Genomic DNA, 22,619 nt, shown 5'->3' with positions numbered 1-22,619 from the left:
TCTTTCAAAAAGGTCTTAAAAACAGTTTGAAAAATAGGATTTACACAAGAAATCGTTTCTTCAATAGTTCAAAGAAATGGTCTGTTTGTTTCTCTTGGAAATGAAACAGTAATAGTTGATAGAGTTCATAGTGTCTCTAAGTTCTTGAGAGTATGCAAGGAGCTTTTCGAGAATCTCTTTATTGGTCAAGTGTGAGCGAAAAGTAGGGCGATAAAAACGTTTATCACTAAGTTTACGGCTATCCTGTTGAATGAGTTTCCAGTAACGTTTTAGTGCCTTATATTCGTGCGATTTACGATCAAAACGATTCATGACTTGGATGCGAAGACGATTCATAGCTCGACTGAGATGTTGGACAATGTGAAAGCGGTCGAGAACGATTTTAGCGTTAGGAAAAAGTTTTCTGGCAATATCGTAATAGGGACTAAACATATCCATGGTAATGACTTTCACGCGACTTCTCACCTGACTAGAATAACGAAGGAAATGATTACGAATAGTCACTTGAGTCCGTCCATCTAAGATAGCTACGATCTTTCTGGAATCAAAATCCTGTGCAATGAAACTCATCTTACCTTTCTTGAAGCTGTATTCATCCCAAGACATGTGAGTTGGAAGGAACGATAAATCTGTCTTGAATTTGAATTCTTTCAATTTACGAATGACTGTCGAAGTAGAGACAGATAGACTTTCTGCGATAGCCGTCATAGGGACTTTCTCGATTAGTTTTTGAGTGATTTTCTGGTTGACGATGGTCGCGATTTGATGATTCTTTTTGACTAAGGAAGTCTCTGATACAGCCATTTTCCCGCAGACTTTACAACGAAAACGACGTTTTCTCAATCGAATGAGTGTCTTATATCCTGCACATTCGAGGTAGGGACTTTTAGATTCTTTTTGAAAGTCATATTTAGCCATTTGTCCTAGGCAGTGATGACACTTAGGAGCAGGATAATCGAGCTTAGCGATGATTTCTTTATGAGTTCCAGCATCAATATAATCCAAGATTATGATGTTCTTGTCTTTAATTTCGAGTAAGTTTGTGATAAAATTTAATTGTTCCATAAGATTCTTTCTAATGATGGTTTGGTCACTTTTCATTATAGGTCTTATGGGACTTTTTTTCTACAACAAAATAGGCTCCATAATTCCTATGGTGGTTTTACCCACTACAGAAATTATAGAGCCTTTTTAGATAGAGATTCTTAAATCGTCAGACTTTTTTCATTTTAATGCTAAAGGTGAAAATGTGGCGAAAATATGGTAAAATAGAGTACTAAGTAAACGTTAAAAAGGAATATTATGCGTAAAGAGATTGCACCCGAATTATATAATTACAATAAATTCCCTGGTCCTGAATTTCATCTATCTGGAGATAAAGTCGAAGCTGAAGGGTTTACCTTTACTTTGGTTGAAAATAGTAAGGATGCTTTTGATGCAACGGCATTTACTCAACGCTTTTCTGAAGTTTTAAGTAAGTTCGATTATATTGTTGGAGACTGGAGTAATGAGCAGTTGCGCTTACGTGGTTTCTACAAGAATGAGCGAGCTGAAGAGTCTCTTGAGAAAATCAGTCGTTTACAAGATTACCTACTTGAGTATTGTAGCTATGGTTGTGCCTATTTTGTTCTAGAAAATGAAGTTCCTAAACGAGCACCGTTTGACCAAAAGATGCGCAAAAAAGAGGAAGAAAAAGATACTCGAAAAGGGAAAAAGACTTCCCAAAGTAAGAAAAGAAATCATACGGACAAGAGAAATAGACGCCGTTCAAAAGAACAGAAACCTCAGAACGAAGAAAAAGGACAACGCCATTTCGTCATCCGTCAGAAAGATTAGAGAATAAGGAGAAAAGATGAAACCGTCGATTTATAGTTTAACACGCCAAGGCATGCAAGAATGGGTCTTGGAACAGGGAGAAAAGAAATTCCGTGCTGACCAAATCTGGGAGTGGCTTTACCGTAAACGTGTTCAGACATTTGAAGAAATGACCAACTTGTCTAAGGATTTGATTGCCAAACTCAATGATCAATTTGTAGTCAATCCTTTGAAACAACGCATTGTTCAAGAGTCAGCAGATGGAACAGTCAAGTACCTCTTTGAGTTGCCAGATGGGATGCTGATTGAGACGGTACTGATGCGTCAACACTATGGTTTGTCAGTCTGTGTAACCACGCAGGTAGGATGCAATATTGGTTGTACCTTCTGTGCATCAGGATTGATTAAGAAGCAACGTGACCTCAATAACGGAGAAATTGTTGCGCAGATTATGTTGGTTCAAAAATATTTTGACGAACGTGGACAAGATGAACGTGTAAGCCATATCGTTGTAATGGGCATCGGAGAGCCATTTGATAACTACAATAACGTTTTGAACTTTATCCGTACCATCAACGACGATAAGGGAATGGCAATTGGTGCTCGCCATATCACTGTATCAACTTCAGGTTTGGCTCACAAGATTCGTGAGTTTGCTAATGAAGGTGTGCAGGTCAACCTTGCTGTTTCTCTTCATGCACCAAACAATGAACTTCGTTCAAGCATTATGAAGATTAACCGTGCCTTTCCAATTGAAAAACTCTTTGCAGCTATTGAGTATTATATTGAAACAACTAACCGTCGCGTAACTTTTGAGTACATCATGCTAAATGAAGTGAATGATGGAGTGGAACAAGCACTTGAGTTGGCAGAATTGCTGAAAAATATCAAGAAATTGTCTTATGTCAACTTGATTCCTTACAACCCAGTTAGTGAACATGACCAGTACAGTCGTAGTCCGAAAGAGCGTGTCATGGCCTTCTATGATACACTCAAGAAGAAAGGCATCAACTGTGTTGTTCGTCAGGAACATGGTACTGATATCGATGCAGCATGTGGACAATTGCGTTCAAATACTATGAAGCGTGATCGCCAAAAAGCAGTAGCTGAAGTAAATCCATGATATGAATCGAAAAAAATTACTAGGCTTGGGAGTTTTTCTATACAGTCTTTGTATTGTCTGTTTTTGCTTTACTCCTCAGCCAAAACTTCCGATAGGAGTGGGAACTCCAGGTATTCAAACTATTGGACGCCTGGTTTTTCTTTTGACGCCTTTTAACTCTTTGTGGAAATTGGGAGAAGTAACAAGCTTTTTACAACTGTTCTGGATTTTTTTGCAAAATGCCTTAAATATCCTTTTACTATTCCCACTGATTTTCCAACTTCTCTATCTCATGCCTAGTCTAAGAAAAACGAAGAAAGTGATTCTTCTCAGTTTTCTATTGAGTCTAGGAATCGAATGTACACAGCTAGTTTTAGACTTTTTCTTCGACTTTAACCGGGTATTTGAGATTGATGATTTATGGACCAATACTTTGGGTGGCTACCTGGCTTGGGTCCTTTATAAACTACTACATAGAAACAAGATAAGGAATTAGAATGAGTATCTTAGAAGTAAAAAATTTAAGTCACGGTTTTGGAGACCGTGCGATTTTTGAAGATGTATCCTTCCGTCTTTTAAAAGGTGAACATATCGGTCTGGTCGGTGCCAATGGTGAAGGAAAATCAACTTTCATGAGTATCGTGACTGGTAAAATGTTACCTGATGAAGGTAAGGTGGAATGGTCTAAATATGTGACAGCTGGCTACCTAGATCAGCATGCGGTGCTCAAAGAAGGCCAAACTGTTCGTGACGTTCTTCGTACAGCTTTTGACGAATTATTCAAAGCAGAAGCACGTATCAATGAACTCTACATGGAAATGGCAGAAGAGGGCGCTGATATTGATGCTCTAATGGAAGAAGTTGGAGAACTTCAAGACCGTTTGGAAAGTCGTGATTTCTATACCTTGGATGCTAAAATCGATGAAGTGGCGCGTGCCCTTGGTGTCATGGACTTTGGGATGGACACGGATGTCACAGCTTTGTCTGGTGGGCAAAGAACAAAGGTGCTTTTAGCCAAATTGCTTCTTGAAAAACCAGATATCTTGCTTCTTGACGAGCCAACCAACTATCTCGATGCTGAACATATTGACTGGCTCAAACGCTATCTCCAGAACTATGAAAATGCCTTTGTACTTATTTCGCACGATATTCCTTTCTTAAACGATGTAATCAATATCGTCTATCACGTTGAAAATCAACAGTTGACACGCTATTCAGGCGATTACTACCAGTTCCAAGAAGTCTATGCCATGAAGAAATCACAACTGGAAGCAGCCTATGAGCGTCAACAGAAAGAAATTGCGGATCTCAAGGACTTTGTGGCTCGAAACAAAGCACGTGTCGCAACGCGTAACATGGCTATGTCTCGTCAGAAAAAATTGGACAAGATGGATATCATCGAGCTTCAAAGTGAGAAACCAAAGCCGTCCTTTGAATTCAAAACTGCTCGTACACCTGGACGCTTTATCTTCCAAGCCAAGGATTTGCAGATTGGGTATGACCGTCCCCTTACCAAACCATTAAATCTTACCTTTGAACGCAATCAAAAGGTTGCCATTATTGGTGCTAACGGTATCGGGAAAACAACACTTTTGAAGAGTCTCTTGGGGATTATTCCTCCAATTGCTGGGGAGGTTGAACGCGGGGACTATCTAGAACTCGGCTACTTTGAGCAAGAAGTGGAAGGTGGCAATCGCCAGACACCACTAGAAGCAGTCTGGAACGCCTTTCCAGCTCTCAATCAAGCAGAAGTCCGTGCAGCTCTTGCTCGTTGTGGTCTGACGACTAAACATATCGAGAGTCAAATCCAAGTATTGTCAGGTGGAGAGCAAGCTAAGGTTCGTTTCTGTCTCTTGATGAACCGCGAGAATAATGTCCTTGTTCTTGACGAACCTACCAACCACTTGGATGTGGATGCCAAGGACGAACTCAAACGTGCTCTGAAAGAATACAAGGGTTCTATCCTCATGGTTTGTCACGAACCAGACTTTTACGAAGAATGGATGGACCAAATCTGGGATTTCAATGAGTTGACATAAAAAGAGAATCCCGCAAAACTAGAATAGGAAAAAGCCAAGTCCGGGTGACTTGGCTTTTTGGCTAGTAATTCAAATAGGTTTCAATATCAGATTTTTGGATTTCTTTCCCGTAGTGACAAATCGGGCAAGAAACGAAATAAGTTTTTCCGTAAGGAAAGAGTGGAATCCAGTAAAGGGTAAACTTACGTCCAGTTTCTGAAATTTCCCAAGTGTCGGTATTGTTACAGTGACCACACTCGATAGTGGTTTGAGTATGTCCTAAGATCTTTTGGTAACCTTTCGAACCCCAGAATAAAATCATTTTCACATCTCCTTATTTTAGGGTCATCCTATTTTTTACTGAAATCGTAGTCCTTAACAATTTCAATGCTGTCAATAGTGATAGCAGTAGTTGGTTTGTCTTTTTCGTCTTTTTCAGCCTTGGCAATCTTGTCAACAACACCCATACCGTCGATGACTTGACCAAAGACAGGGTGCTTACCGTCTAGACTAGGATTTCCACCTTCTTTGTAGGCTTCGATAATTTTCTTTGGATAGCTACTTGTAGGGAGTTTGGCAGAAATATCTGTCGTATTTTGGTTGATGAAGAACTGGCTACCATTTGAATTTGGTTGACCAGTATTGGCCATAGAGAGAGAGCCACGAATGTTATAGAGATACGGAGAGATTTCGCTCTTGAAACCAGTTCCCTGGTCTTTAGTCTTATCCTTATCATGCCAGATGGATTCACCACCAGTACCATCCCCTTTTGGATCACCAGTCTGGACCATGAAGCCATCGATCACTCGGTGGAAGGTAACACCATTATAGTAGCCTTCTTTTGCGTGAGTTAGGAAATTTTCAACCGCAAGTGGAGCTAGCTTTGGAAAGAGTTTGATGCGGATATCTCCTTGACTGGTGTGGAGAATGACTTCAGCTTCGTCTTCAGCAACTTCCTTAGAGAGTTGTGGGAAGTTAGCATTTTCATTTGTCAAGGCGTCTTTGAGATCCTTGGCAGATTGGGCAGCTGCTTTGGAACTTTCTTCAGCAGCCAAACTAGAATCTACATAGTCATCCCCTCGGAGACTACGTTGGATACTGCTACATCCAGCAAGGGCAAAAGTTGAGATTAATAGAAGTGTTGCTATTTTTTTCATGGTAATCCTTTCAAAAATCATTTCTACCATTGTACCCTAATTGAAAGTGGATTTCAAATATTCAATTGTAATCATTCCGATAGTACATACAATTTTATGGCCTTACTTACCCCATTCTGCTCATTAGAATCTGTTACTTTATTTGCACAGACTTTAACATCTGTAGGAGCATTTCCCATTGCAACACCAAGTCCAGCGGTCTCAATCATTGGAATATCGTTATAATTATCTCCAATACTCATAATTTCAGTGAGTGATCGTTGATAATAGTTGGCTAATTCTAACAGAGCTTGTTTTTTTGAGACTTGATTATGTGTGACTTCAAGATAGTTATCCTTCGAAAGGTAAAAGTCAGTTTGAGGGAAATCCATTGTTTCTAATGTCTCTTTAAGTTTCTGGATAGTAGCTGCGTTATCTATTAGTAAAAGTTTATGAATAAGATTCTTTTCTTCCTGAAGAAAATCTGCTAGTGAAGTAACTTTGGGGCTCTCTCCAGTAATCTGTGCTTCAATTTCTACCCATTTATCTAAAGTATTTACGTACCAATATTTTCCAGAATAAACATTAATTGAAACTGTCGGAAATTCTTTTGTTAAAAAATCATGTAGTAAGAGTAATTCCTTTTTATTAATAGAATGCTGACTCAGAATTTTATCTCCTGTACTAATGAGAGCACCATTATAACTTGCAATTGGAAAATCTGTGATTCCAAGTTCTTTCGAAATTGGAGCTATACCAAGAGGAGAGCGAGCAGAAGCTAGAACAAAAGGGATGTCACTTTGTTTCAAAAGTGGCATCAGTTCTATCAAATGAGAATCTAATTGGTGGTTTTTATCCAAAATAGTACCATCGATATCACTCATGATTAACTTTATTACTGACATATGTTTCTCCTTTTTAAAATAGAATAGTTGTTTTACCATCTAAAGATTGTTGAATTTCTATGTCGGGTTCTTTGTCTGTAATCCAATAATCAAAATCTGTAAGTTCGGAAAGAATATAATGAGAGTGTTTGTTTATCTTGCTGGTTTCAGCTAACAAGACGCGAATTTTACTGGTTTTAAATGCTTTTTTTTTCATTAGAACATCTTCTTGATCTTCAAAACTAACTTGTCCGTCTGAAAGACTAGCTGCACCAAAAAATGCTAAGTCAAATTTAATTCTATTCAAAGATTCGGATTCTTCTAATGAGTAATAGAAACGATTCTTTTTATGAAATCGTCCACCGATAATGTGAAAATCGACATTTTCATTTTCTCCTAAGACCAGTGCATTATCCAATGAATGGCTGAAAATAGTAACTTTTTTATCTGTTATTTTTGCTAACTCAAGTACAGTTGTTGAAACATCATAGAAAATTAATTGTGAATCAGAAATGAGTTGGGTAGCTAAATGAGCAATTTTCTCTTTTTCTTTAGAAGATTGTTCTGCTCGACCTTTATAACCAAGAATCCGTTGCTTTTGAATTGGCAATAAACCTCCATGAGTTCTTTTTGCTCGTTTCTCCTTTGCGAGAATAGCAAAATCTCTACGGATGGTATCTTTAGAAACATGGAAATGGTCAACCATTTCTTTTGCTGATAGACTTCCTCTCTCTTCTAAAAGTTTTATGATTTCTTCTAATCGTTGTTCTTGGTACATAGGAAAGCCCCCTTTTAATACTAATATAACTCTTTTGTAAGTGATTGTCAATAAATGTAATGGTTTGTAAGTGTTTTTGCGTTAAAAAAATCAACCAGTTATGGTTGATTAAAGATTCTTTTTAGGATGGCGGTCAATGATTGCTTGATGACCTTTGAGAGCTTGTTCACCTTTTGGAGTTAGTTTATAGCCACGAATCGAAAAGCAGTTAGCTAATTCTTCTTCTGAAAAATGATCATGAAGTGCTTGATTCAAGTCAGAAGCCTTCATCTTGGAGAGTCCAGTAACCCCCTTCTTTTAAGAATATTCTTTTTCATGGTAGCATTTAGATGATCAAGAGAGTCAAAGGCTGTTTCAATAATAGCATAGCCTTTTTCAACAAGCGTTTCTAAATGTTTTGGTGCGTCAATTCCATAAGTATACTCAAAATACTTTGGAAACCAAGTTTCAGTGGTGAAAGTTCCAAAGTTGATTCTCCAGAGAAGGATGATATCACCTGCTAATAAATTGTCCTCAAGTAGTTCCATGTTGCGTTTTGGAACAGGCTTAGGGTTTAGTAGCCAAGCTTCCATATCACGATTAGGAGAGATATAGGGCTTGACAGGGTAGTCTTTATAGATAGAATTTAAAGTAGTATTCATAAAATTTCTCTTTCTCCTTTTTAGTCTAACAAATTTCCCAAAAATATAAAAATATTTAAACTCTGTCAAGTTTTTTTCTTGACACCTATCAGAAATCTGATATAATAGAACATGTGCTAAATAGCTCAGCTATTTCACCGAACTAAAAAAATAAAAGAAAAGAGATATTAAAAATGGCAGTAAAAATCCGTTTGACTCGTATGGGTTCTAAGAAAAAACCTTTCTACCGTATTAACGTAGCAGATTCACGTTCACCACGTGACGGACGTTTCATCGAAACAGTTGGAACTTACAACCCACTTGTTGCTGAAAATCAAGTAACTTTGAAAGAAGACCGCGTTCTTGCATGGTTGGCTGATGGAGCTCAACCTTCAGATACAGTACGCAACATCCTTTCAAAAGAAGGCGTATTGAAGAAATTCCACGATTCTAAATTCTCTAAATAATTCTAAAGTAGGTTGACAGATGGATACGATTGAAAATCTCATTATTGCAATTGTGAAACCTTTGATTTCACAACCAGATGCCTTAACTATCAAGATTGAAGATACACCAGAATTTTTGGAGTATCATTTGGATCTTGACCAAAGCGATGTGGGTCGTGTGATTGGTCGTAAGGGTCGCACTATCTCTGCGATAAGAACGATTGTCTACTCTGTCCCAACTGAAGACAAAAAAGTAAGAATCGTTATTGACGAAAAATAAGAAAAGCGGGACGGATGTCTCGCTTTTTTGCTAGGAGTAGGATATGAAGGATTTAACAGTTAGACAACTACAAGCCTATTTGCTAGAACATTACCAGCAATCTAGAACAGAAGAAGGGCTCTTTATAAAACTAGTTGAAGAAGTCGGAGAAGTAGCTGAGGTTTTAAATGGACGTTCTGGACGAAAAGAGGGAGTTCAGGACTCAAATGAGGAACTTGCTAAAGAACTTGCTGATATTATTCATTATACGGTTGCAATCGCAGCTATCAACGATATTGACCTAACCAAGACCATTTTTGAAAAAGATAAGAAAGCTGCCATCAAGTATCACCATGAACGAGATTTGGAAGGATATTTAGAAGCGGAAGGTCAGAACTAGCTTTTTCTCTAACTTGTGAAAATACCTAGAACGTGATAAAATAAAGGATAAGGATTTTTAATAATTCATTATATAGAATGAGTGGATTTCTTTATGAAGAGGTTTGAAGTATCTACAGAAATCGGTACTCTCTCTGTTACTTATCAAAAGCAAAAGAAAATGCTTGTTTGTCTAAATGGAGCAGGTTTGATACCAAGTTATGAAAATTTTTCACTTATACTTGAAAAACTTCCTCCCACAATTGGTTATTTGACAATTGATTTTCCAAACACAGGTAGGAGTTCGATTCAGAACCTAGCTGGAAAAAATCTGGACAATCTGGTAGATGCAGTTTATGAAATTCTTAAAAAACTAAATATTTCTGATTATGTACTTTGTGTTCATAGCTTGAGTGGAATCTTAGCTTGCAAATTGATGAACAAAGATTTTAATTGTCAAGCTTTAGTGGCGATTGAACCGACAACTAAAAAAGTAATGTTTGCTGATTTTTCAAAGAATCCTTATCCAGAAATGGAAAAGCAAATGAGACTGATTGAAGAATTCGGTCCTGAACTTTATTTTAAGAACTTAACTCAAACCACCTTTAGCCCTGAAATTAATAAAAAGATATGGGAATTAATGCAAGAAAAAGGCTCAGAGTTGGAATCTCAAGTTCCGGGCTTTCATGTATCTGTTGAGATCACCAAGGAAGATTTTGAGGATGTGTCAATAACGGATCGCATCCCTGTATTTATTTTTTGTCAGGCTTATAGAGAAAAAGAGTACAGAGAATCAGAATATTGGATTTCTAAGACTAGACTTATTCTAGGTGGAAGTCATCATTATTTGCAGTGGTCTGAATCAGAAAAAATTGTAGATATTATTAAAAAATTGTAAGAAGAAAATGGAGATAAGGAAATTACAGGAGATCAAATGAACTATTTTAACGTTGGAAAAATCGTCAATACACAAGGTTTGCAAGGTGAGATGAGAGTCTTATCTGTGACGGATTTTTCGGAAGAACGCTTTAAAAAAGGTGCAGAACTTGCCTTATTTGATGAGAAGGATCAATTTGTTAAAACAGTGACTATCGCAAGTCACCGTAAGCATAAAAACTTTGATATCATCAAATTTAAGGATATGTATCACATTAATGATATCGAAAAATACAAGGGCCACAGTTTGAAGGTTGCAGAAGAAAACCTTAATGACCTAGATGAGGGTGAATTTTACTATCACGAGATTATTGGACTAGAGGTCTACGAGGGTGATAACTTGATTGGAACCATCAAGGAAATTCTGCAACCAGGTGCTAACGATGTATGGGTAGTTAAGCGTAAGGGAAAACGGGATCTGCTTTTACCATATATCCCACCAGTTGTCCTCAATGTTGATATTCCTAATAATCGTGTGGATGTAGAACTCTTAGAAGGTTTAGACGATGAAGATTGATATTTTAACCCTCTTTCCAGAGATGTTCTCGCCTCTAGAACATTCTATCGTTGGAAAGGCCCGTGAAAAAGGGCTTTTAGATATCCAGTATCATAATTTTCGTGAATATGCTGAAAAGGCCCGTCATGTGGATGATGAACCATATGGCGGGGGTCAAGGGATGTTGCTACGTGCGCAACCAATCTTTGATGCCTTTGATGCTATTCAAAAGAAGAATCCGCGCGTGATTCTTTTGGATCCTGCAGGTAAGCAGTTTGACCAGGCTTATGCTGAAGATTTAGCCCAAGAAGAAGAACTCATCTTTATCTGTGGTCACTACGAGGGCTATGATGAACGCATTAAGACCTTGGTAACAGATGAGATTTCTCTCGGTGATTATGTTCTAACTGGTGGAGAACTGGCAGCAATGACCATGATTGATGCGACGGTTCGCTTGATACCAGAAGTAATTGGGAAGGAAACCAGTCACCAAGATGATAGCTTCTCATCTGGGCTCCTCGAATATCCTCAGTACACACGTCCTTATGATTATCGTGGGATGGTGGTTCCAGAAGTGCTTATGAGTGGGCATCATGAGAAGATTCGTCAATGGCGTCTCTATGAAAGTCTCAAAAAAACTTATGAGCGTAGACCAGATTTGTTGGAACATTACGAATTAACAGCAGAAGAAGCCAAAATGTTAGCAGACATTAAAGAAAATACAAATTAAAAGGAGAAGCCTATGCAAGTCATTAAACGTGATGGACAAGTTGCCGACTTTGATCCAGATAAAATCTATCAAGCCATTCTCAAAGCTGCTCAAACAGTTTATGTTTTGACAGATGATTTACGTCAAAATCTAGCTCAGGTAACTAAGAAGGTTGTCTTGGATCTAGAAGAGGCAAAAGTGGAGCGTGCCACTATCAGCATGATTCAATCAATGGTTGAGCATCGCTTGCTTGGCGCAGGCTACATTACCATTGCTGAACACTATATCTCGTATCGTTTGCAACGTGATTTAGAGAGAAGTGGTTACGGAGAACACATTGCTGTTCACCTTCATTTTGAACAAATTCGTTAATAGAAAAGAGTGAGATGAAGTAAACTCATCTCACTCTTTCTTAAATCGATTTTTTTGGGCTGTTTGGACAGTTGAGGGAACAAAACTCACTTTCTGAATATCTGGGATTCGAATAATGCGGGTCACATTTTTTGCAAAATTTTTAACGATAATTTGCTGGCGGTCCGTATCATATTTGATGATATCCCCTGTAAAACTTGTATCTGAAAAAATAATGTGGACAGCAGTTTTTTTTAGGAGGCCCTCTTTAATGGCACTTGTCAGGGAGTCGGCTTTGGAATGATCTGGTTCTTCTCGCCCGTCGAGAAAGCTTTGGAACTTTTGTTGAATGTAGTTAAATAAATCTTTCATCGGAGCCTCCCTTCTTTTTACCATTATATACAATTTTAAAAAAATCTACAAGATTTTACGAATAATCAAGTGAAGACAATCAAAAGGAGAATACAATGGCAGAATTTACATTTGAAATCGAAGAACACCTACTCACACTCTCAGAGAATGAAAAAGGTTGGACCAAGGAAATCAATCGTGTCAGCTTTAATGGAGCACCAGCAAAGTTTGACATTCGTGCTTGGAGTCCAGACCACACTAAGATGGGGAAAGGAATCACCCTCTCAAACGAGGAGTTTCAAGTGATGGTCGATGCCTTCAAAAATCAATAAGCAATCATATAAAAACAGACGAAAGGAGGTTGGGAGAAAATTCCCGACCTCCTTTCTTTATTTATGTGAAAAGTAGGGGTGATTACTAAGACGTTGAAGGAGTGGTCTTCCGATAAAACTAATGGCAATAATTTTTGCAAGATCAGGAATGATAAAGGGAATGACACCGACAGCCAGTGCCTTATCAAAAGGCATACCAGCAAGGAAGTGGAGGCTGAGGATACCACCGACAAAAACAAGTGAATCACCCAAGAGATTGGCTAGGAAAATACGTACAACACTGCTATTCGTATGAGTCAGATAGGAAGCAAGCCCAGCATAGACAAGGTCAAACCAAAGATAACCAGCACTTGGTCCTACTAAAACATGAAAACCAGCTCCTCCACCAGCAAAGACAGGAAGACCAATGGCACCCAGTAAGAGATAGATTCCAACAGAGAGAACAGCTTCCCTAGGTCGAAAAACAGTAGCGATGAGACCGATAGCAAAGTTTTGTAGAGTAAATGGTACAGGTCCAATTGGGATACTGATTTGGGCTAATACTGCAATCAGAGCAGCCCCAATAGCAGGAATAGCGTAAATGTGTGCTTTTTTCATAATAGTTAACCTCTTTTGTAATTTATAGTAACTATTATACTTTAAGAAACATAATTGTCAACCTATTTTAAAAACAAAGGTTACAAATTTGTAACGGCCGATTTAGAGAGAACCGGAGGCCAAGAGATTTTTCAAAACACAGGTAAATCTTATCAGTAATAAAAAGATGAGCCTTATGGAAGTTGGCTATCATATAGTGCAAACACTTAGGAATCCTGATGGGAAAGAGTTCTTTAATTTGCTCTAGTAAAAGAAAAAGATTGAAGAAAATGGTCCAAAATAGACTTTTTCTTCAATCTGAGTGACCGAGATGATCTCATTTAAAATTGTTAACGCATAGTCACAAATTCTTCCGATCCTGTTGGATGGATAGCAACTGTAGCGTCAAAATCAGCTTTTGTAGCGCCCATCTTGATTGCTACTGCAAAACCTTGAATCATTTCATCAACGCCGTAGCCGATGCCATGAAGGCCAACGACCTTTTCATCTGCACCTGCTGTAACGAGCTTGAAGCGAGCTTCTTGACGGTGACTTGTGACTGCGGAGTACATAGAAGCAAATTTTGAAGTATAAACTTTAATGTTTTCTTGTCCATACTCTTTGATAGCTTCTTCCTCAGTCAGACCGACAGTTCCGATAGCTGGGTGTGAAAAGACTACAGTTGGAATAGTAGTGTAGTCCATTTTGGCATTGGTTTTACCGTTGAAGAGTCTTTCGGATAGGGTACGTCCAGCCTTGATAGCAACAGGAGTCAGTTCTTTTTCACCTGTGACATCGCCAAGAGCGTAGATACCATCAACGACTGTGTTTTGGTATTCGTCAACCTGGATGAAACCACGTTCATTGAGAGTAACGCCTGCCTTTTCTAGCTGGAGTCCTTCAACGTTTGGACGGCGGCCAGTTGCCCAGATAACTTGACTGGCAGTATGAGTACTACCATCTTCGAAATGAATGGTAATGCCTTGTTCAGTTTCTTCAAGTTTAGCAGGAACCTTATGGGTGTGGAGGTTTAGTCCAGTATTCTCCATTTCTTGAACTAGACTCTCAACAATATAGCTATCAAATCCACGAAGTGGACGCTCACGACGGACGAATAAATCTGTCTGCACACCAAGGGTATGGAGCACGCCAGCTAATTCGACAGCAATGTAACCAGCACCCAGAATGGCTACTGATTCAGGCAACTCTTCCCAAGCAAAGACATCATCAGAACTACCACCTAGTTCCGCACCAGGAATGGCAGGAATATGAGGATGTGCCCCAGTTGCAATCACGATGTGCTTAGCACGGATCAACTCACCATTGACACTGACTGTATGAGCATCAACGAACTCGGCGCGTCCTTCAATAAAATCAACTCCGTTACGCTTAAAGCTTCCACCATAAGAAGAGCGAGCACGATCAATATAGGCTTCACGATTTTTACGAAGCCTTGCATAATCAAATTCATTGCCAGTACTTGTAAAACCATAGTCAGGTCCATATTTGTGGATGCTCTCTGCGATTTGAGCTCCATACCACATGATTTTCTTAGGAACGCAGCCAATATTGACACAGGTTCCACCTAATTTCTTTTCCTCAATAACTGCCGCTTTAGCGCCATGTTCACCAGCACGATTCATGGTAGCAATACCCCCGCTACCTCCTCCAATGGCGATAATATCGTATTCTCTCATAGAAAGCTCCTTTGTTGTTTTCTAGTCATATTCTATCTTTTTTTGAAGGTCAATGCAAAAATCTGCTACGTTTAAAATTTTTAAGAAAATGCTTGCAAAAATAAAAAAGAAAGTGTATTATATAACTAATACAACAATAAAAGATTCAGCAAATGTTTTTGGATAATGAGAAATAAATTGTCCATTTTTAGGATGTGTGCTATAATCTTAACATATATATTTATAAAAGGGGTATTGCTATGAAAAGAAAGTCAAAAGCTAAGAAATGGCCTTTATTTACTGCTATTGGAGTGGCGTCTGTACTTGTAGTGGGAGCAGCAGCTGTTCTTCTGTTAAGACAACCAAATCAAGCCGCAGCAAAAGATGAAACTGCTAAGATTGTCCTTGCCAAAGAGGGGTCTGTGGCATCTTCAGTTCTCCTATCGGGGAGTGTTACTGCTCAGAATGAACAATACATCTATTATGATGCAAGCAAGGGAGACTTGGATGAAGTCTTGGTCTCTGTTGGTGATCAGGTCAGCGAAGGACAGGCTCTCGTCAAGTATAGTAGCACAGAAGCCCAGGCTGCCTATGATGCTGCCAGTCGTGCTGTTGCTAAAGCTGACCGTCATATCAATGAACTGAATGAGTCTCGAAATACCGCCACAGCAACACCTAGCCTTCCGCAAGCAGGTCTAGAAGGAGCAACTGGACAAGCGCCAGCTCAGTCATCAGGTTCTGCCACAGCTGCTATTGATTCTCAAATCAGCGATGCTCGTGATGTGCGTGCAGATGCAGAAGCGCAACTCGAAAAAGCTCAAGCCCAGTTGAATGCTGCTACGGTATTGAGTACGGTGGAGGGAACAGTTGTTGAAGTGAATCGTAACGTTTCAAAATCTCCAACAGGAAATAGTCAAGTTTTGGTTCATATCGTAAGTAACGATAACTTGCAGGTCAAGGGAGAGCTTTCTGAGTACAACCTTGCCAATCTATCTGTAGGCCAAGAAGTCACTTTTACTTCCAAGGTTTACCCAGATAAAACTTGGAATGGTAAGATTAGCTATATTTCAAATTATCCAAAAAATAACAGTGAAGCAAGTAGTAGCTTAGCTGCTTCAAACACAGGTTCTAAATATCCATATACAATCGATGTAACTAGCGAAATCGGTGATTTGAAACAGGGCTTTACAGTCAGTGTCGAAGTGAAAAGCACTAGCAAAGCATTGATTGTTCCGATCACCAGCGTAGTCATGGAAGAAGATAAAAACTATGTTTGGATCCTTGATGAAAATCAAAAGGCCAAAAAAGTTGAAGTTGGATTGGGCAATGCAGATGCAGAAAATCAAGAAATCACATCTGGTCTGACAGATGGAGCAAAAGTCATCAGTAATCCGACAGCTTCCTTGCAAGAAGGAAAAGAGGTGAAGACTGATGAAGCAACTAATTAGCCTCAAAAATATCTGTCGTAGCTATCGCAATGGTGATCAAGAACTACTAGTCCTCAAGAATATTAACCTAGAAGTTCATGAGGGAGAATTTGTAGCAATCATGGGACCATCTGGTTCTGGGAAATCTACTCTCATGAATACCATTGGTATGTTAGATACCCCTTCAAGTGGGCAGTATTTTCTAGATGGAAAAGAAGTAGCTGGTTTGGGTGAAAAACAATTAGCCAAGGTTCGAAATCAGGAAATCGGCTTCGTCTTTCAACAATTCTTTCTCTTGTCCAAGCTCAATGCTCTTCAAAATGTAGAACTGCCCTTGATCTATGCTGGAGTTTCAGCTTCAAAACGTCGCAAATTAGCAGAAGAGTATCTGGAAAAGGTTGAACTGACCGAGCGTAGCCATCATTTACCTTCGGAGTTGTCAGGTGGTCAGAAGCAAAGGGTTGCCATTGCGCGTGCATTGGTCAATAATCCTTCGATTATCTTGGCAGACGAACCGACTGGGGCACTTGATACCAAAACAGGAAATCAAATCATGCAACTCTTGGTTGAATTAAACAAAGAAGGAAAAACCATTATCATGGTTACGCATGAGCCTGAAATTGCCGCCTATGCGAAACGTCAAATTGTCATCCGTGATGGCGTCATTTCATCTGATAGTGGTCTCGTAGAAAAGGAGGAAAACTAAGATGCAGAATCTGAAATTTGCCTTTTCATCCATTATGGCCCACAAGATGCGGTCCTTCTTGACCATGATCGGGATTATCATCGGTGTATCCTCCGTTGTCGTGATTATGGCCTTAGGTGATTCCATGTCTCGTCAGGTCAATAAAAATATGACCAAGTCCCAGAAAGATATCCATGTCTTTTTCTCACCTACCAAGAGTAAGGACGGTTCCTTTACCCAGAAGCAATCTGCTCTAACCATGTCTGGTAAAGAGGAAGATGTTATTGTTGAACCACCAAAACCTCAAGAAGCATGGGTCAAGGAAGCTGCTAAGCTCAAGGGAGTGGATAGCTACTATGTGACCAACTCAGCCAATGTGACCTTGACTTATAAGGATAAAAAGGTCGAACACGCTAACATGACGGGTGGGAATGTCACCTATATGGATGCGGTCGAAAATGAAATCATTGCAGGTCGTGGCCTTAGAGCGCAAGATTATAAGGATTTCGCAAGTGTGATCATCCTAGATGAAGAACTAGCCAATAGCCTTTTTGGTTCAGCAAAAGATGCGCTTAATCAGATTATTGAAGTAAACGAAATTAGTTATCGTGTTATTGGTGTTTATGCAAGTAAAGAAGCCAAGGCAGTCAAAGCCTTTGGAGTCGGAGGACTACCAATCACGACCAATATTTCCTTAGCAGCTAATTTTAACACAGATGAGATTTCAAATATTGTCTTCCGTGTCAATGATACTAGCTTAACCCAGACTTTGGGACCTGAGTTGGCAAGAAGAATGACAGAGATTGCAGGTCTTCAACAAGGGGAATATCAAGTTGCAGATGCGTCTGCAGCCTTCCAAGAAGTTCAACAACTCTTTGGCTTCATAACAACGATTATTAGTGCCATTGCAGGGATTTCCCTTTTTGTCGGTGGTACTGGTGTTATGAACATTATGCTCGTTTCAGTGACAGAGCGTACTCGTGAGATTGGTCTACGTAAAGCACTAGGAGCAACGCGTGGGAATATTCTGGTTCAATTTTTGATTGAATCCATGATTTTAACCTTGTTAGGTGGGGTCATCGGCCTTGTGCTGGCTGCAGGGGTGACTATGCTTGCAGGTGTCCTTCTTCAAAACATGATTGCAGGAATCGAAGTTGGCGTATCCATCCCAATCGCTCTCTTTAGTTTAGCGGTCTCAGCTGGTATCGGTATGATATTTGGTGTTTTACCAGCCAACAAGGCTTCTAAACTAGATCCGATTGAAGCACTTCGCTATGAATAAGATAATCAACAGGAAAAACAAGATGGACATTAGTCTGTCTTGTTTTTGTATGGATTTCCTTATCGAAAATCATCAAAATATGATATAATGAAGTGTTAGAAAAACAGGTTTCATTTGCCTGGAAAGGAAATATTATGTCTGAAAAGAATTTTTATATTACAACACCGATTTACTATCCATCTGGTAAACTTCATATCGGTTCTGCCTACACAACTATCGCCTGTGATGTCCTAGCTCGTTACAAACGCCTTATGGGCTACGATGTCTTTTATTTGACAGGTCTGGATGAGCATGGTCAAAAGATTCAACAGAAAGCTGAAGAAGCTGGTATCACGCCTCAAGCCTATGTTGACGGTATGGCAGTTGGAGTTAAAGAACTCTGGCAATTACTCGATATCTCATACGATAAATTCATTCGTACAACTGATGACTACCATGAAAAAGTGGTAGCACAAGTCTTTGAACGCTTGCTTGCTCAAGATGATATTTACTTGGGTGAATACTCTGGTTGGTATTCAGTTTCAGATGAGGAATTCTTTACAGAAAGTCAACTTGCGGAAGTTTTCCGTGATGAAGCTGGAAATGTAACAGGTGGTATTGCTCCATCAGGTCACGAAGTGGAGTGGGTATCTGAAGAGTCTTATTTCCTTCGCCTCAGCAAATACCAAGACCGTTTGGTAGAATTTTTCAAATCACATCCTGACTTCATCACTCCTGATGGTCGTCTCAATGAAATGTTGAAAAACTTTATCGAGCCTGGTTTGGAAGATTTAGCAGTATCTCGTACAACCTTTACCTGGGGTGTACCAGTCCCATCAAATCCTAAACACGTAGTCTACGTTTGGATTGATGCCCTTCTTAACTATGCGACAGCTCTTGGTTATGGTCAAGAGGATCATGCTAACTACGATAAATTCTGGAATGGAACAGTCTTCCACATGGTAGGAAAGGATATTCTTCGTTTCCACTCAATCTACTGGCCAATCCTTCTTATGATGTTGGATATCAAATTACCTGACCGTTTGATTGCCCACGGTTGGTTTGTCATGAAAGACGGCAAGATGTCTAAGTCTAAAGGGAATGTCGTTTATCCTGAAATGTTAGTAGAGCGTTATGGTCTCGATCCACTTCGTTACTACCTCATGCGTAGCCTTCCAGTTGGTTCAGACGGAACCTTCACTCCAGAGGACTATGTAGGTCGTATTAACTATGAATTGGCAAATGACCTTGGAAACCTCCTCAACCGTACGGTTTCAATGATTAACAAGTACTTTGATGGTCAAATCCCTGCCTATGTAGAAGGTGTAACAGACTTTGACAATGAACTTGCTCAAGTGGCAGAACAATCAATCGCTGACTACAATACCTATATGGAAGCAGTTGACTATCCACGTGCACTTGAAGCAGTCTGGACTCTTATCTCACGTACTAATAAATACATCGATGAGACAGCTCCATGGGTACTGGCTAAGGACGAAGCACACCGTGACCAATTGGCAAGTGTGATGAGCCACTTGGCAGCTAGCCTTCGTGTCGTAGCTCACTTGATTGAGCCATTTATGATGGAAACCAGTCGTGCAGTCTTGACTCAACTTGGACTCGCAGAAGTTTCTAGCCTTGAAAACTTGGGCTTGGCTGATTTACCTGCAGGTGTAACGGTAGTTGCCAAAGGAACACCTATCTTCCCACGTTTGGATATGGAAGAAGAAATCGCCTATATCAAGGAACAAATGGAAGGTAACAAGCCAGCCGTCGAAAAAGAATGGAATCCAGATGAAGTTGAACTCAAACTCAACAAGGATGAAATCAAGTTTGAAGACTTTGATAAGGTTGAAATTCGTGTTGCAGAAGTCAAAGAAGTTTCTAAAGTGGAAGGTTCTGATAAGTTGCTTCAATTCCGCTTGGATGCTGGAGATGGTGAAGATCGTCAAATCCTTTCAGGAATTGCTAAGTACTATCCAAACGAACAAGAATTGGTAGGCAAGAAAGTACAAATCGTTGCCAACCTTAAACCACGTAAGATGATGAAAAAATATGTCAGCCAAGGTATGATCCTCTCAGCTGAACATGATGGCAAATTAACCCTTCTTACAGTTGATCCAGCTGTACCAAATGGAAGTGTGATTGGGTAAAATTAAAAAAGAACCAGTTTTAGCTGGTTCTTTTCTTATGTAAGGTATCAGTTGATAAAAGTGTCATTCTGCTTTATAATGAAGAAAAACGGAGGAAATTGCCATGAAATACATTCCATTTGGTCATGAGAAAAGAGAATTGTCCGAAATCGTCCTGGGCATGATGCGAATCAGTGACAAGTCGGTCAAAGAAGTGGAGGAGCTGGTAGAAACAGCCTTATCTGTCGGAATCAATGCTTTTGACTTGGCAGATATCTATGGTCGTGGACGTTGCGAAGAATTACTGGGTCAAGTCTTAAAACATCGCCCTGACTTGCGTGAGAAGATGTGGATTCAGTCCAAGTGTGGCATTCGCATAGAAGAATTTACCTATTTTGATTTTTCAAAAGATTATATTTTAGAGTCAGTTGATGGGATTCTACAACGATTGCAGGTTGATTATCTAGATAGCTTGCTTCTCCATCGCCCAGATGCCTTAATGGAAGCTGATCAAGTAGCAGAGGCCTTTGATATCCTTCACAAATCAGGTAAGGTTCGAGATTTTGGTGTATCCAACCAAAATCCTATGATGATGGAATTACTGAAGAAAGAGGTCAAACAACCTTTATCTATCAATCAATTACAACTAAGCGCAGCTTTCACGCCAGGATTTGAATCAGGTTTCCATGTCAATATGGAAGGTAATAAGGCAGCTGTGCGTGATGGAAGCGTCTTTGAATACTGCAAATTAAACGACATGGTCATTCAAGCTTGGTCAGTTTTACAGTTTGGTTTCTTCAAAGGGAATTTTGTTGGCAATGAACAGTTTCAAGCTTTGAATCAAGTTTTAAACCGCCTTGCGCAAAAATATGGAGTAAGCCCATCAGCTATTGCTATCGCTTGGGTGTTGCGATACCCAGCCAAGATGCAGGCCATCGTTGGCACAACCAATCCAAAACATTTGCTAGAAGCCAGTCAAGCAAGTAACCTGACTCTAACTCGAAAAGAATGGTATGAGATTTACCTAGCAGCGGGGAATGATTTGCCGTAGAAACTAAAATGAAATCCTATCAAGAGCGAGATTCTATCTCGCTCTTTTTGTTTAAAAATTTATATAATTGTTTGAAAATACAAACTATAAATGATAAAATGGTATAAAGTAACAATATAATAAATATTTTAATAATTTAGGAGAATATGGAATGAAAAGAATAGTTTTGACTTCTGTTGTTTTACTTTCATTACTGACATCTGTTGGCTGCTCGAAACATAAAGAAGAGGCGAAAGTAGCTGAACCTGTAACGACTGAACAGACTACGCAGGATAATACAAAGTTATACAAGGAAGCTGGCTTACTTACTTTTAAAAATGAAAAGCAGCTAGAACTCGGGGAACTTGATTCAAAATCCCGTGCAACTTATGCTCACATTCAGCTAAAAGATAGTGATGAGCCTAAAGAAAAGAGAGAAGCTAAATTAACCTTTGATCCAGTTGGATGGCATAACTATAAATTTTACTATGGAGATGGTTCTAAAGAGGCTTGGCTGATGAATCGCGGTCATTTAGTTGGGTATCAATTTAGCGGACTTAACGATGAAGGCCGAAATCTAGTTCCTATGACAGCTTGGTTAAATACAGGTGCCTTTACTGGAACGGATGACAAAAATCAAAGTAGCATGCTCTATTATGAAAATGGGCTTGATTCATGGCTTGCAAATCATCCAAACTATTACCTTGACTATAAGGTGACAGCTGTCTATAAGGATAATGAATTGATTCCAAGACAGATTATCTTACAGTACGTAGGAATTGATCAGGATGGAAATTTGCTTGAAATTAAATTAGGTAGTAGCAAGGAAAAAATTGATAAGTATTCCGTAACCCATGTCGCCTTGGATAACGTTTCAGCCAATGCTGAAATAAATTATGCAGATGGTACTGCAAAGAATACGGTCAAGTCAGCTGAAGAACGCGCTGCAGAGCTTAAAGCAGCCGAGGAAAAAGCCAAGAAAGAGGCTGAAGAAAAAGAAGCACAAGAAAAAGCTAAAAAAGAAGCAGAAGAGAAGGCTAAAGAAGAACAGACACAGAAGGAAACTGAAGCACCAGCAGAAGAAGAATCACAAAGTAGTAATACAGGTGGCTACTTTAGAGATAGAAATGGAAGATGGCATCGACCAAATGGAAAGTTTGCCTCTAAAAAGGAAATTAGAGATGCTGGATTGCAATGGTGATAGTTTTCTCAAGTTTATAT

At 39.3% G+C, this 22,619-nt stretch carries 25 protein-coding genes and 2 pseudogenes; 18 read left to right on the top strand and 9 right to left on the bottom strand.

The features are described 5' to 3' along the window. Positions 1 to 1,065: pseudogene (locus tag HMPREF1116_RS04375) on the bottom strand (ISL3 family transposase); the annotation flags it as partial. A 237-nt stretch (positions 1,066 to 1,302) separates the two neighbouring features. Here HMPREF1116_RS04375 and HMPREF1116_RS04370 point away from each other — a divergent pair. The 4 genes from HMPREF1116_RS04370 to abc-f are packed head-to-tail and all read left to right on the top strand — an operon-like array spanning position 1,303 to position 4,956. Next, positions 1,303 to 1,836 carry a YutD family protein gene (locus HMPREF1116_RS04370; protein WP_001224360.1) on the top strand — a complete coding sequence of 178 codons (534 nt, stop codon included), beginning with the start codon at positions 1,303 to 1,305 and terminating at the stop codon, positions 1,834 to 1,836. A gap of 16 nt (positions 1,837 to 1,852) precedes the next feature. Beyond that, positions 1,853 to 2,938: a 23S rRNA (adenine(2503)-C(2))-methyltransferase RlmN gene (rlmN, locus tag HMPREF1116_RS04365; protein ID WP_000804756.1), complete on the top strand. Its 1,086-nt coding sequence runs from the start codon at positions 1,853 to 1,855 to the stop codon at positions 2,936 to 2,938. 1 nt (position 2,939) lies between these two features. Beyond that, positions 2,940 to 3,413, top strand: coding sequence for a VanZ family protein (locus HMPREF1116_RS04360; protein WP_001080341.1), 474 nt, complete (start codon positions 2,940 to 2,942; stop codon positions 3,411 to 3,413). A 1-nt stretch (position 3,414) separates the two neighbouring features. Beyond that, positions 3,415 to 4,956 (top strand): ribosomal protection-like ABC-F family protein, encoded by a 1,542-nt coding sequence (gene abc-f / locus HMPREF1116_RS04355; protein ID WP_000025366.1) that lies wholly within the window; start codon positions 3,415 to 3,417, stop codon positions 4,954 to 4,956. A gap of 61 nt (positions 4,957 to 5,017) precedes the next feature. Here abc-f and HMPREF1116_RS04350 read toward each other — a convergent pair whose 3' ends face one another. The 5 genes and pseudogenes from HMPREF1116_RS04350 to HMPREF1116_RS04330 all read right to left on the bottom strand — a co-directional run bounded on the left by HMPREF1116_RS04350 (position 5,018) and on the right by HMPREF1116_RS04330 (position 8,374). Continuing rightward, positions 5,018 to 5,257, bottom strand: a complete 240-nt coding sequence (locus tag HMPREF1116_RS04350) for a zinc-ribbon domain-containing protein (protein WP_000600220.1) — start codon at positions 5,255 to 5,257, stop codon at positions 5,018 to 5,020. 28 nt (positions 5,258 to 5,285) lie between these two features. Further along, positions 5,286 to 6,092, bottom strand: a complete 807-nt coding sequence (locus HMPREF1116_RS04345) for a peptidylprolyl isomerase (protein WP_025171243.1) — start codon at positions 6,090 to 6,092, stop codon at positions 5,286 to 5,288. Positions 6,093 to 6,163: 71 nt separating this feature from the next. Then, positions 6,164 to 6,976: a Cof-type HAD-IIB family hydrolase gene (locus HMPREF1116_RS04340; RefSeq protein WP_000111260.1), complete on the bottom strand. Its 813-nt coding sequence runs from the start codon at positions 6,974 to 6,976 to the stop codon at positions 6,164 to 6,166. A 13-nt stretch (positions 6,977 to 6,989) separates the two neighbouring features. Then, positions 6,990 to 7,733, bottom strand: a complete 744-nt coding sequence (locus HMPREF1116_RS04335) for a DeoR/GlpR family DNA-binding transcription regulator (protein ID WP_000284183.1) — start codon at positions 7,731 to 7,733, stop codon at positions 6,990 to 6,992. Positions 7,734 to 7,841: 108 nt separating this feature from the next. Then, positions 7,842 to 8,374, bottom strand: a pseudogene (locus HMPREF1116_RS04330) (hypothetical protein). Between the two features lie 173 nt (positions 8,375 to 8,547). Here HMPREF1116_RS04330 and rpsP point away from each other — a divergent pair. The 7 genes from rpsP (at position 8,548) to HMPREF1116_RS04295 (ending at position 11,949) form a co-directional block, all read left to right on the top strand. Further along, complete coding sequence (gene rpsP, locus HMPREF1116_RS04325) at positions 8,548 to 8,820, top strand: 30S ribosomal protein S16 (protein WP_000268760.1); 273 nt, start codon at positions 8,548 to 8,550, stop codon at positions 8,818 to 8,820. Between the two features lie 19 nt (positions 8,821 to 8,839). Further along, positions 8,840 to 9,079: an RNA-binding protein KphA gene (gene kphA / locus HMPREF1116_RS04320; protein WP_000379617.1), complete on the top strand. Its 240-nt coding sequence runs from the start codon at positions 8,840 to 8,842 to the stop codon at positions 9,077 to 9,079. A gap of 43 nt (positions 9,080 to 9,122) precedes the next feature. Then, positions 9,123 to 9,458: a MazG nucleotide pyrophosphohydrolase domain-containing protein gene (locus tag HMPREF1116_RS04315; protein WP_000654200.1), complete on the top strand. Its 336-nt coding sequence runs from the start codon at positions 9,123 to 9,125 to the stop codon at positions 9,456 to 9,458. 93 nt (positions 9,459 to 9,551) lie between these two features. Then, positions 9,552 to 10,334: an alpha/beta fold hydrolase gene (locus HMPREF1116_RS04310; protein ID WP_000819209.1), complete on the top strand. Its 783-nt coding sequence runs from the start codon at positions 9,552 to 9,554 to the stop codon at positions 10,332 to 10,334. Between the two features lie 36 nt (positions 10,335 to 10,370). Continuing rightward, positions 10,371 to 10,889 carry a ribosome maturation factor RimM gene (rimM, locus tag HMPREF1116_RS04305; RefSeq protein WP_001105913.1) on the top strand — a complete coding sequence of 173 codons (519 nt, stop codon included), beginning with the start codon at positions 10,371 to 10,373 and terminating at the stop codon, positions 10,887 to 10,889. Then, the gene (trmD, locus tag HMPREF1116_RS04300; RefSeq protein ID WP_000686938.1) at positions 10,879 to 11,598 is read left to right on the top strand and encodes a tRNA (guanosine(37)-N1)-methyltransferase TrmD; all 720 of its coding nucleotides are present in this window, start codon (positions 10,879 to 10,881) and stop codon (positions 11,596 to 11,598) included. The genes rimM and trmD overlap by 11 nt, the downstream gene beginning before the upstream one ends. A gap of 12 nt (positions 11,599 to 11,610) precedes the next feature. After that, entirely contained in the window at positions 11,611 to 11,949 is a 339-nt protein-coding gene (locus HMPREF1116_RS04295; protein ID WP_001196044.1) for an ATP cone domain-containing protein, read from the top strand. 30 nt (positions 11,950 to 11,979) lie between these two features. Here HMPREF1116_RS04295 and HMPREF1116_RS04290 read toward each other — a convergent pair whose 3' ends face one another. Continuing rightward, positions 11,980 to 12,300 (bottom strand): hypothetical protein, encoded by a 321-nt coding sequence (locus HMPREF1116_RS04290; protein ID WP_000653831.1) that lies wholly within the window; start codon positions 12,298 to 12,300, stop codon positions 11,980 to 11,982. A gap of 95 nt (positions 12,301 to 12,395) precedes the next feature. Between HMPREF1116_RS04290 and HMPREF1116_RS04285 the strand changes: the two genes are divergently transcribed. Then, positions 12,396 to 12,611, top strand: coding sequence for a YdbC family protein (locus HMPREF1116_RS04285; RefSeq protein WP_000807425.1), 216 nt, complete (start codon positions 12,396 to 12,398; stop codon positions 12,609 to 12,611). Between the two features lie 57 nt (positions 12,612 to 12,668). Here HMPREF1116_RS04285 and HMPREF1116_RS04280 read toward each other — a convergent pair whose 3' ends face one another. After that, positions 12,669 to 13,208, bottom strand: a complete 540-nt coding sequence (locus HMPREF1116_RS04280; protein WP_000709005.1) for a biotin transporter BioY — start codon at positions 13,206 to 13,208, stop codon at positions 12,669 to 12,671. 329 nt (positions 13,209 to 13,537) lie between these two features. Continuing rightward, complete coding sequence (gene gor / locus HMPREF1116_RS04275; protein ID WP_001209547.1) at positions 13,538 to 14,884, bottom strand: glutathione-disulfide reductase; 1,347 nt, start codon at positions 14,882 to 14,884, stop codon at positions 13,538 to 13,540. Between the two features lie 239 nt (positions 14,885 to 15,123). Here gor and HMPREF1116_RS04270 point away from each other — a divergent pair, with 239 nt between their 5' ends. The 6 genes from HMPREF1116_RS04270 to HMPREF1116_RS04245 all read left to right on the top strand — a co-directional run bounded on the left by HMPREF1116_RS04270 (position 15,124) and on the right by HMPREF1116_RS04245 (position 22,599). Next, complete coding sequence (locus HMPREF1116_RS04270) at positions 15,124 to 16,311, top strand: efflux RND transporter periplasmic adaptor subunit (protein WP_000824154.1); 1,188 nt, start codon at positions 15,124 to 15,126, stop codon at positions 16,309 to 16,311. Beyond that, the gene (locus HMPREF1116_RS04265) at positions 16,295 to 16,996 is read left to right on the top strand and encodes an ABC transporter ATP-binding protein (protein ID WP_000811466.1); all 702 of its coding nucleotides are present in this window, start codon (positions 16,295 to 16,297) and stop codon (positions 16,994 to 16,996) included. The genes HMPREF1116_RS04270 and HMPREF1116_RS04265 overlap by 17 nt, the downstream gene beginning before the upstream one ends. A 1-nt stretch (position 16,997) precedes the next feature. Further along, positions 16,998 to 18,257 (top strand): ABC transporter permease, encoded by a 1,260-nt coding sequence (locus HMPREF1116_RS04260; protein ID WP_001180401.1) that lies wholly within the window; start codon positions 16,998 to 17,000, stop codon positions 18,255 to 18,257. Between the two features lie 134 nt (positions 18,258 to 18,391). Further along, on the top strand, positions 18,392 to 20,389 hold the full coding sequence (gene metG, locus HMPREF1116_RS04255; protein WP_001291387.1) for a methionine--tRNA ligase: 1,998 nt from the start codon (positions 18,392 to 18,394) through the stop codon (positions 20,387 to 20,389). 103 nt (positions 20,390 to 20,492) lie between these two features. Then, positions 20,493 to 21,419: an aldo/keto reductase gene (locus HMPREF1116_RS04250; RefSeq protein ID WP_000875207.1), complete on the top strand. Its 927-nt coding sequence runs from the start codon at positions 20,493 to 20,495 to the stop codon at positions 21,417 to 21,419. Between the two features lie 151 nt (positions 21,420 to 21,570). After that, positions 21,571 to 22,599 carry a DNA/RNA non-specific endonuclease gene (locus HMPREF1116_RS04245; protein ID WP_000822920.1) on the top strand — a complete coding sequence of 343 codons (1,029 nt, stop codon included), beginning with the start codon at positions 21,571 to 21,573 and terminating at the stop codon, positions 22,597 to 22,599. The last annotated feature ends 20 nt before the right edge of the window (positions 22,600 to 22,619 follow it).

Origin of the sequence: Streptococcus sp. SK140 (genome assembly GCF_000259525.1) — a bacterium.
Taxonomy (GTDB): Bacteria; Bacillota; Bacilli; order Lactobacillales; family Streptococcaceae; genus Streptococcus.
Note: the sequence above shows the minus strand (reverse complement) of the source record. Positions and strands in the feature narration are given on the sequence as shown.